The organism is Actinomycetota bacterium, from assembly GCA_030776725.1.
Classification (GTDB): Bacteria; Actinomycetota; Nitriliruptoria; order Nitriliruptorales; family JAHWKO01; genus JAHWKW01.
Genome location: JALYHG010000246.1, coordinates 1 through 2,641 on the forward strand (window position 1 = coordinate 1; position 2,641 = coordinate 2,641).

1 protein-coding gene is annotated in these 2,641 nt (G+C 68.6%); it reads left to right on the forward strand.

What is annotated here, in order from left to right:
• Nucleotides 1-614: 614 nt before the first annotated feature.
• The coding region (locus tag M3N57_11860) for an amino acid permease (GenBank protein MDP9023363.1) at nucleotides 615-2,641 on the forward strand (2,027 nt) is incomplete at its 3' end.

Genomic DNA, 2,641 nt, shown 5'->3' on the forward strand with positions numbered 1-2,641 from the left:
CCTACCCCTCGGTGGGATTGATCGGTCAGGTGTTCTTCCGCCCGCGCCGGGCGGTGTCCAGTCGTGTGTCGGCTCCGACCATGCGACGTACCAACCGCAATGCCCGGTCGCTCATCGGGCAGCTCCCCCAAGCAGCCCGAGAGAAAACGGACCGAGGCCGCAGGGTTGCGCATGCCGCGTCCTGCAGATCCCGCGAGAGGACATCCAGATCGACTCGTCGGCAGCTGCTGGCCGAAGGACTCGACGGTGCGGCGCACGCCGTAGCGGGACCGGTCGAACCGTTGGTCGACGAAGCCCTGCACGAGGGTCGCGTGACCGCTCTCGCTCGCAGGACGATGCCGTGACGTATCGCGGCGCGGACGATGCGTACCGTCACCGCGAGAAGCCGGAACGACCATCTCCCACACGACCCCTGCCGCTCGCGGCCGCGAGGTGTCTCGGGCTCACCGTCCTTCGGGACGCCCGCGGCACAACGGGCGGCTGCTTGCCTCTACGGGACGCGACAGGGAAGGCGACGTGAGCAGCGAGGTCACGGTCAGCGACGACGCAACCCCGCGGTCAGCGGCGACGCCGCCGCCCGTGGTTCGGTCCGCGGATCCAACGGGGGAAGCGCCGTGGAGCAGCTGACATCCAGCGAGCAGGAAGCAGTACCGGCGCCGAGGACGTTCGGGACCTTCGAGGGGGTGTTCACCCCCACGCTCCTGACGATCCTCGGCGTGATCATGTACCTACGCGAGGGCTGGGTGATCGGCAACGCCGGCCTGCTGTGGGGCCTCGGCATCATCCTCGCCGCCTTCACGATCACCGGCGCGACCGCCCTGTCGCTGTCGTCGTTGACGACCAACATCCGCATCGGGTCAGGAGGCGCCTACTCGATCATCTCACAGTCGCTTGGACTGGAGGTAGGCGGTGCCGTCGGCATCCCGCTCTTCGTCTCCCAGGCACTCGCCGTCGCGATGTACGTGTTCGGGTTCCGAGCCGGGCTCCAGTACGTCATACCGGAGGCACCAGCGCTCGCGGTGGACCTCCTGGTCTTCGTGTTCGTCTTCGCCGTTGCCTACGTCGGTCCAGGGCTCGCCTTCCGGGTGCAGTTCCTCATCCTCGCCGCGATCGCCTTGTCGCTGATCTCCATCGCGGCTGCCGCCGTCGGCGGCTCGATGACGGAGCCCATCACGTGGGTCGGGGACTTCCCCGGCGCGCCTGAGGACGGCTTCCAGGGTGCGAGCTTCTGGGTCGTGTTCGCCGTCTTCTTCCCGGCGGCGACCGGGATCATGGCAGGGGCGAACCTCTCCGGCGTGCTCGAGGACCCACGCCGGAGCATCCCCCGCGGCACCCTCTCCGCGATCGGTGTGAGCCTCGTCATCTACGTGATGCTGGCCTTCTGGCTCGCCCGGTCCGCCACCATGGACGAGCTCGCCTCCGACTACTTCGTGATGATCGGTCGGGCGGCGTGGCCGCCCCTGGTCGTGGCCGGCCTCCTCGGCGCAACCCTGTCGTCGGCCTTGGGATCGATCGTTGGGGCGCCGCGCATCCTGCAGGCCATCGCAGCGAACGGTGGCCTGCCGGGCGCTCCTCTCCTCGCGGCGCAGGACCGTCGCGGCGAGCCGCGCAACGCGAACATCGTCACCGGCCTCATCGTCTTCGCCGCGCTTCTGCTGCGCGACCTCAACGCGATCGCGCCGCTCATCACGATGTTCTTCCTCGTGACGTACACGATGATCAACGTCGTCGTGCTCATCGAGCAGAGTCTCGGGCTGGTGAGTTTCCGACCGCTCCTCCGGGTGCCCCGCATCGTCCCGCTGATCGGCGCCGGCGGGTGCGTCTTCGCGATGTTCATCATCAACCCGGTGTTCGGGCTCATCGCGGTCGGGCTCACACTGGCCTTCTACGTCATGCTCGTCCGTCGGCACCTCCAGGCGCCCGCGGGCGACATGCGCAGCGGATTGTTCGTCGCGCTCGCGGAGTGGGCGGCCAAGCGCGTCATCGAACTTGGCGGCAGCAACGAACGCGCGTGGAAGCCGAACATCCTCCACCCGGTTCAGGACATCGACGAGCTGCGGGCGACGTTCCGACTCGTGCACGCGATCGCGGCGCCGAAGGGAACGGTCAAGATCATCGGCGTCGGCGGCGATGACCTGGCACGACAGCTAGAAGGCGTGCGCCGCGACTTCGGCTCCGAGGACATCTTCGCCACCGCAAGCGTCGTCGACGCGGAGAGCTTCGAGCGCGGCGTCGTCACGAGCATCCAGGCGCTCGCCGGTGCGTTCCTGACACCGAACATCGTCTTCCTCACCGTTCCCGACGAGATCTCACGCGACGGTCAGCTCACGGCGATCATGGACGCCGTCGAGCGTCACGACGTCGGCGTCGTCCTCTCGGCCGCCCACCCAAAGGTGGGCTGGGGACGTCGCCGCGAGATCGCCCTCGTCCTGGGCGACCAGGGCCCGGAGTGGGAGCTGGGTCCGCGGCTCCCCCACCTTGACCTCGCGACGCTCTGCGCATACCAGATCGGACGCAACTGGCAGGCGCGACTCACGCTCGTCGCCATCGCCCCGTCGCCCGAGCACCGACCGCACGCCCGCCATTATCTCGAACGCCTCTGCTCAGCCGGGCGTCTCCCGCGCGACACGCACACGATGGT